Origin of the sequence: Bradyrhizobium sp. 31Argb (genome assembly GCF_043638955.1) — a bacterium.
Taxonomy (GTDB): domain Bacteria; phylum Pseudomonadota; class Alphaproteobacteria; order Rhizobiales; family Xanthobacteraceae; genus Bradyrhizobium.
On record NZ_JBEGDB010000095.1, the window covers coordinates 20,588 to 27,190 of the forward strand.

The following is a 6,603-nucleotide window of genomic DNA, read 5'->3' on the forward strand; positions in this document are numbered from 1 at the left end:
CAGCGGATTGCCGCGAGCGTATCCGGCGATGACGGCGGCGTGTGCGTACAATCCAACGGGTTGTTGATTTTCCGGAGCATCCACATGGTCAAGCAGAGGCATGTTTGCATCGTCGGCGCCGGCATTTCCGGGCTTGCCGCGGCCAAGGCGTTTTCCGAACGGGGACACAGGGTGACCATCGTCGAGCGCAGCGGCGATCTCGGCGGCGTGTGGGAGCCGGCGCGGTCCTATCCCGAGGTCCAGACCCAGAGCCCGAAAGATCTCTATCGCTACACCGACAAGGCGATGCCGGGCTCCTATCCGGAATGGCCGAAGGGGCCGTAGGTCTACGCTTACTTGCGCGACTACGCGCGCGAGCATGGGCTCGACGATGCCATACGGTTCAATACCACCGTCGTGGCGATGGATCGCTGCGCCGACGGCAAGCCGGGCTGGACGCTCACGCTTCGCACCGACGATAGCGTGGGCCACGAGGAGTTTGATTTCGTCGCAGTCTGCACCGGCCAGTTCAACGAGCCGCAAACCCTCAGCCTTCCCGGCGATGACCCGTTCCAGGCGCAGGGCGGCAAGATCCTGCACTCTTCGCAATATAACGATGCCGCGATGGCGAGGGGCCGCAGGGTGGTGGTGCTCGGCGGCTCGAAATCGGCGACCGACATTGCCGTCAACGCCGTCAACTCGGGCGCTGCCGAAGTCACCATCGTCTATCGCGAGCCGGTGTGGCGCATTCCGTATTTCGTCGGCGGCTTGGTCAACTTCAAGCGCATCCTCTACATCCGCGCCCAGGAAGAGATGTTTCCGGGTTGGGGCATCGGCCCGCTGTCGCGGCTCGCGCATGCGCTGGCTAAGCCGCTGGTGTGGGCGAATTGGCGTGGGTTGGAGAGCCTGCTCAAGTTGCAGCTCAAGCTGAAGCAATGCGACATGGTGCCGAAGCAGCCGATCGAGGACGGCGTCAATTGTTCGGTGCCGATTGCAACGCCCGGCTTCTATCCGATGGTGGCCGATGGCCGCATCAAGGCGATCCGCGGCACCTTCGATCATTATGATGGCGATAGCATCGTGATGAGCGGGGGCGAGCGCGTGCCGGCGGATGTGGCGGTGCTTGCGATCGGCTACAAGCTTGGCGTTCCGTTCCTGCCCGAAAGCTACCGCAGCAAGCTGGTCGAGCCCGACGGGCAGTATCGGCTCTATCGCCTGATCGCCAACCCGGATCTGCCGGATATGGGGTTCGTCGGATTCAATTCCAGCTTCTGCACGGTGCTTTGCGCCGAGCTGGCCGCCAACTGGCTGGTGCGTTACGCCGATGGCAAGCTTGCGCGGCAGCCGACCGTCGCCGAGATGAAGGAGAACATCGCGATGATGCTTCACTTCAAACGTGTCGAACGGCCGGCGGCGGGCGTCTATGGTGGGCTTTGCGTTGCGCCGTATCATTACCGCCACTTCGACGAACTGCTGGCGGATATCGGTACGACCTTTCGCCGGCGCAATCCGCTCGCCGAAAAATTCACGCCGCCCGATGCCGATGCCTATGCGCGCTTCCTTGCTTCAGCGCCGGACTATCACGCGGTGGCATAAGGACGGGCAGACTCCTCGCTCGGCGATGTCCGGCCGGGCACGGCGGCAAGCAGTTCACGCGTATAGGGATGCTCGGGGGCTGCGAACAACGTTGTCGCAGGCCTTAGTTCGACGATCTCGCCGCGCTGCATCACCGCGATGCGGTCGCAGATTTGCGCGGCGACGCGCAGATCATGGGTGATGAACAGCATCGACAGCCCAAGCCGCGCCTTGAGGTCTTCGAGCAGATTGAGAACCTGCGCCTGCACGGAGACGTCGAGCGCGGAGACCGCTTCGTCCGCGACCAGGATCTCCGGCTCGAGCGCCAGCGCGCGGGCGATCCCGATGCGCTGGCGCTGGCCGCCGGAGAATTCGTGCGGAAAACGGTCCATTGCATTGGCGTTGAGGCCGACCATGCCGAGCAGGTCACGGGCGCGCTGCCGCGCCACGTCAGGATCGGCACCATGCGCGATCGGCCCGTCCGCGATGATGTTGCCGACCTTGCGGCGCGGATTGAGCGAGGCAAAGGGATCCTGGAAGATCATCTGGATGCGGCTGCGCTCCTTGCGCAGTTCCTTGCCGCCGATCGCAGTGAAGTCGGTATCGCCGAGGCGGACCGTGCCCTGGTCTGGTTCGATCAGGCGCATGACAAGGCGCGCGACCGAGGACTTGCCCGAACCGGATTCGCCGACGAGGCCGAGCGTCTCGCCCTGCAGGATGTTGAAGTTGACCGCCTTGGCTGCCTGCACGCGCCGCTCCGGCTGGAACCAGCCGCCGCCGGAGACATAGGTCTTGTCGAGGCCGATCACCTCGACCGCCTTGGGACGGTCGACGAGGGGAGCGCGCTGCGGCGGCTCCATCGAGGGCACCGCGGCGAGCAGGGCACGTGTATAGGCGTGTTGCGGACGCCGCAGCACATTATCGGCCGAGCCCTGTTCAACCACCTTGCCGTGCTGAAGCACGACCACGCGGTCGGCGATATCGGCGACGACGCCGAAATCATGGGTGATGAACATCACCGCCATGTTGCGGCGACGCTGCAGGTCGCGGATCAGTTTCAGAATCTGCGCCTGCGTGGTGACGTCGAGCGCGGTGGTCGGCTCGTCCGCGACCAGCACCGCCGGTTCGAGCGCGAGCGCCATCGCGATCATCGCGCGCTGGCGTTGTCCGCCGGACAGTTGGTGTGGATAGGCGCGCACGGTGCGTTCGGGGTCGGGCAGGCCGACCTCGCGCAAGAGATTGAGCGCCTTCTGCCGGCGCTCCTTCGGCGTCAGCAGATTGTGCGCCTCAAACATCTCGGCGATCTGGTCGCCGATCTGCATCAACGGATTGAGCGCCGTCATCGGCTCCTGGAACACCATGGCAATGTGGCGGCCGCGCAGGCCGAGCCATTGGTCATCATCCAGTCGCAGCAGATTTTGTCGCTCGAAGAGAATTTCACCGGCCTCGCGGCCGATGGTGTCGGGAAGGAGGCCCATCAACGCGTGGGCGCACATCGACTTGCCGGAACCGGACTCGCCGACCACGCAGAGGATCTTGCCGGGGATGAGATCGAACGACACGCCGTCGACGGCGTAGTCGCGGTCGGCGCCGGGCGGCAGCGCCAGCTTGAGGTCCTTGATGACGACGACGGCTTTGCTCTCGGACATGCTCAGCGCCCATCCTTATTGAGGCGCGGATTGAGCGCGTCGTTGAGGCCTTCGCCGATCAGGTTCAGCGCCAGCACCGAAACCAGGATGGCGATGCCGGGAAACACCGTGATCCACCAGGCCTGCCGGATCACGGTGCGGCCGGCGCCGACCATGTAGCCCCATGACATCAGGTTCGGATCGCCGAGGCCGAGGAAGGAGAGCGAGGACTCCAGCAGGATCGCAGTCGCCACCATCAGCGAGGCCAGCACGATGACGGGCGAGAGCGCATTGGGCAGGATCTCGCGCCAGATGATCCAGCTATGGGTCTGTCCGGTGACGATCGCCGCCTGGACATATTCGCGGGTGCGCAGCGACAGCACTTCACCGCGCACCAATCGCGCCACCGGCGGCCAGCTCACGATCGCGATCGCCAGCACGATCGAAACGATCGAGGGCTGCATGATCGCCACCAGCACGATCGCGAGCGCAAAGCTCGGCACGGTCTGGAAGAACTCGGTGAAGCGCATCAGGGCATCGCCGATCCGACCGCCGAAATAGCCGGCGAGCGCGCCAACGGGAATGCCGACGGCAAGCGCAGCGAGCGTCGAGACCAGCCCGACCAACAGCGAGACGCGCGCGCCATAGATGATGCCGGCGAACACGTCGCGGCCGAGCGCGTCGGTGCCGAGCGGCAGGCCTGATATCGTGAACGGCGGCAGGAACGGCCGCTGCACCATGCGCCAGGGCGAATTCGGGAAGATCATCGGCCCGAACAACGCGACCGCGATCGCGATGATAAGAATGATCGAGCCGATCAATCCGCCGGGATTGCGCAGCAATAGCTTCCAGAACCGCTTCATGCCGCAACCTCGATGCGCGGATCGACCGAGCGGTAGATCAGGTCGGTGATGAGGTTGAACGCCAGCACCATCGCCGAGCAGACGACGAAGACGCCGAGCAAGAGGTTATAGTCGCGCTGCAGCAGCGCCTCATACATCAGCCGGCCAATGCCGGGCCACGCAAACACGGTCTCGGTCAACACAGCGCCGCCGACCAGCGTGCCGGCCTGCAGGCCGGCGAGCGTCACCACCGGCAGCAGCGCGTTGCGCAGGATGTGGCGGCGCTGGATCACCGCGTCGCGGAGGCCCTTGGCGCGCGCGGTCTTGACGAAATCGAGACGCTTCACTTCCAGCATCGAGGCGCGCGTCATGCGGGTGTAGGTCGCCATGAAGAACAGGCCGATCGTGGTGGCCGGCAGGATCAGGTGCGCGCCGACGTCGAGCACGTGAGCGAAGCCGGTGTAGTTGGCGCCGACCGTCTCGTAGCCGAAGCTCGGCAACCAATCCATCGCCACCGAGAACAACAGGATCGCCATCAGTGCGACCCAGAACAAAGGCGTGGCGTAGAAGATCAGCGCCAGCACCGTGATCGCGGTATCGGCCCAACTACCCGCGCGGCGCGCCGCCAATGTTCCGAACAGCACGCCTGATAGCAGCGAGATCGCAAACGCGGTTCCGGTGAGCAGCAGCGTTGCCGGCAATCGCTCGAGGATCAATTGCGATACCGGTGCCTGCTGGCGGAAGGAGAAACCGAGGTCGAAGGTGGCGATGCCCTTCACATACCGATAGAGCTGCACGGGCAATGGCTGATCGAGCCCGAATTTCTCGCGGAGCTGGGCGACGAAGAGCTGATCGCTGGCGCCGGCTTCTCCGGCCATCACCACCGCGGGATCGCCGGGCGCCAGCCGGATCAGGAAGAAGTTCAAGACGACGATCGCGAGCAGCACGACGATCGCCTTCATAATTCGTTGCGTGATGAACCCGAGCATCGGAACCTTTCAGCTCGTTCGGGAGACGACACAGCCGCGGATCAAGGAGGCGGTCATCGCTGTCGATTCAACGGGTCTGGCCTGGAGGGGCAAGGTCAAACTCTCGGCAATCGGCGCTTAAGGAATGAACAGCAGCATGGACATCCCTTTCGCAACCGGGCCGCTTTGCGATTCCGGCGGTTCTATGCAAGGGATGTTCCTGTTGCCAATGAAGCCTCCTCGTGAAGGCCGTCTATACCGAACTGCATCGCAGCCATGATCCGCAATTCTTCCTGGTCCGCGGCGTCGTCAAGCGCACCACCGAACAGCCCGAGCGCGCCGACCGTCTGCTGGCAGGGCTGAAGGCGGGCAAGCATCAACTGGTCGAGCCGACCGTGTTCGGGCAGGGGCCGCGGGCGCGGGTGCACAGCGCCGAATATCTGAGCTTCCTCGCGGAAGCCTGGGACGCCTGGTCGGCGCTCGGCGATTCCGGTTCCGAGATGATTGCCAACATCCATCCGGTGCGCAACGCCGCCACCTATCCGACCCATATCGTCGGCCGGCTCGGCTGGCACACGGCTGATACCGCCGCGCCGATCGGGCCGGGCACCTGGGCGGCCGCTTGTGCTGCGACCGACGTCGCAGCGACCGCGGCGCAGATGGTGATGGAGGGCGAGGACGCCGTCTACGCGCTGTGCCGTCCGCCCGGTCATCACGCCTATCGCGATATCGCCGGCGGTTTCTGCTTCCTCAACAACAGCGCGGTTGCGGCCGCGCATCTGCGGCTGAAACATGAGCGCGTCGCGATCCTCGATGTCGATGTCCATCACGGCAATGGCACGCAGGGCATCTTCTACGAGCGGCCTGACGTGCTGACGGTGTCGATCCATGCGGATCCGGCCTCGTTCTATCCGTTCGTCTGGGGCTATGCGCATGAGCGCGGCACGGGTCCCGGGCTCGGCGCCAATCTCAACATCCCGCTGCCGATCGGCACCGGCGACGACGGTTACCTCACGGCGCTTGCGACGGTGGAGAAGACGATCGAAGCCTTTGCGCCCGGCGCGCTCGTCGTAGCCCTCGGTCTCGATGCCTCCGAGCACGATCCGCTGGCGGGCCTTGCCGTCACAACGGAAGGATTCCGCCGCGTCGGCGCCGCCATCGCGCGGATCGGCCTGCCGACGGTGTTCGTGCAGGAGGGTGGCTATCTCTCCGACATCCTCGGTGCCAATCTGACCGCGGTGCTCGGCGGGTTTGAAGCAGCAAGGTGAGGGACTTCGTAGGATGGGTAGAGCGAACCGAAACCCATCGCGACGGAGCAAGCGGCGCGAATGATGGGTTTCGCTGCGCTCTACCCATCCTACGACGTCGTGCCCGCGAAGCCGGCGGGCGTCTCGCGAAAAGCGCCGTAGGGTGGGCAAAGCGAAGCGTGCCCACCATGAAGCATTCCGCTCGTGATGGTGGGCACGCTTCCGCTGGAGTCCGTTTAAGCGACGGCGCGTGCGCACCGGCGTGCTTGGCACGTCATTGCGAGCGTAGCGAAGCAATCCATAGCGGTGTGCCGAGTATGAACGACAGCTTGGAGGTGGAAGTCCTCTATCCAGCCTGATGACG

At 64.7% G+C, this 6,603-nt stretch carries 4 protein-coding genes and 1 pseudogene; 2 read left to right on the plus strand and 3 right to left on the minus strand.

The genetic code is table 11. The features are described 5' to 3' along the window. The first annotated feature begins 84 nt into the window (after window positions 1-84). Window positions 85-1,575 (plus strand): annotated as a pseudogene (locus tag AAFX91_RS19570) (flavin-containing monooxygenase). On the opposite strand, the gene AAFX91_RS19575 reads toward AAFX91_RS19570, so the two are convergent. Genes AAFX91_RS19575 through AAFX91_RS19585 form a run of 3 tightly spaced genes read right to left on the minus strand, consistent with a single transcriptional unit; the run spans window position 1,560 to window position 5,013 of the window. Next, window positions 1,560-3,203 (minus strand): ABC transporter ATP-binding protein, encoded by a 1,644-nt coding sequence (locus AAFX91_RS19575; protein WP_394567505.1) that lies wholly within the window; start codon window positions 3,201-3,203, stop codon window positions 1,560-1,562. The pseudogene AAFX91_RS19570 and the gene AAFX91_RS19575 sit on opposite strands and share 16 nt — an antisense overlap. Before the next feature lie 2 nt (window positions 3,204-3,205). Then, complete coding sequence (locus tag AAFX91_RS19580; RefSeq protein WP_130579512.1) at window positions 3,206-4,045, minus strand: ABC transporter permease; 840 nt, start codon at window positions 4,043-4,045, stop codon at window positions 3,206-3,208. Further along, on the minus strand, window positions 4,042-5,013 hold the full coding sequence (locus AAFX91_RS19585; protein WP_130579513.1) for an ABC transporter permease: 972 nt from the start codon (window positions 5,011-5,013) through the stop codon (window positions 4,042-4,044). Before AAFX91_RS19585 ends, AAFX91_RS19580 begins: the two co-directional genes overlap by 4 nt. Before the next feature lie 221 nt (window positions 5,014-5,234). Here AAFX91_RS19585 and AAFX91_RS19590 point away from each other — a divergent pair, with 221 nt between their 5' ends. Continuing rightward, window positions 5,235-6,260, plus strand: coding sequence for a histone deacetylase family protein (locus tag AAFX91_RS19590; protein WP_130579514.1), 1,026 nt, complete (start codon window positions 5,235-5,237; stop codon window positions 6,258-6,260). The last annotated feature ends 343 nt before the right edge of the window (window positions 6,261-6,603 follow it).

What these genes read in the sequence shown, in the direction of transcription:
- AAFX91_RS19575 (WP_394567505.1), bottom strand. Translation starts at nt 3,203, where the DNA reads ATGTCCGAGAGCAAAGCCGTCGTCGTCATCAAGGACCTCAAGCTGGCG.
- AAFX91_RS19580 (WP_130579512.1), bottom strand. Translation starts at nt 4,045, where the DNA reads ATGAAGCGGTTCTGGAAGCTATTGCTGCGCAATCCCGGCGGATTGATC.
- AAFX91_RS19585 (WP_130579513.1), bottom strand. Translation starts at nt 5,013, where the DNA reads ATGCTCGGGTTCATCACGCAACGAATTATGAAGGCGATCGTCGTGCTG.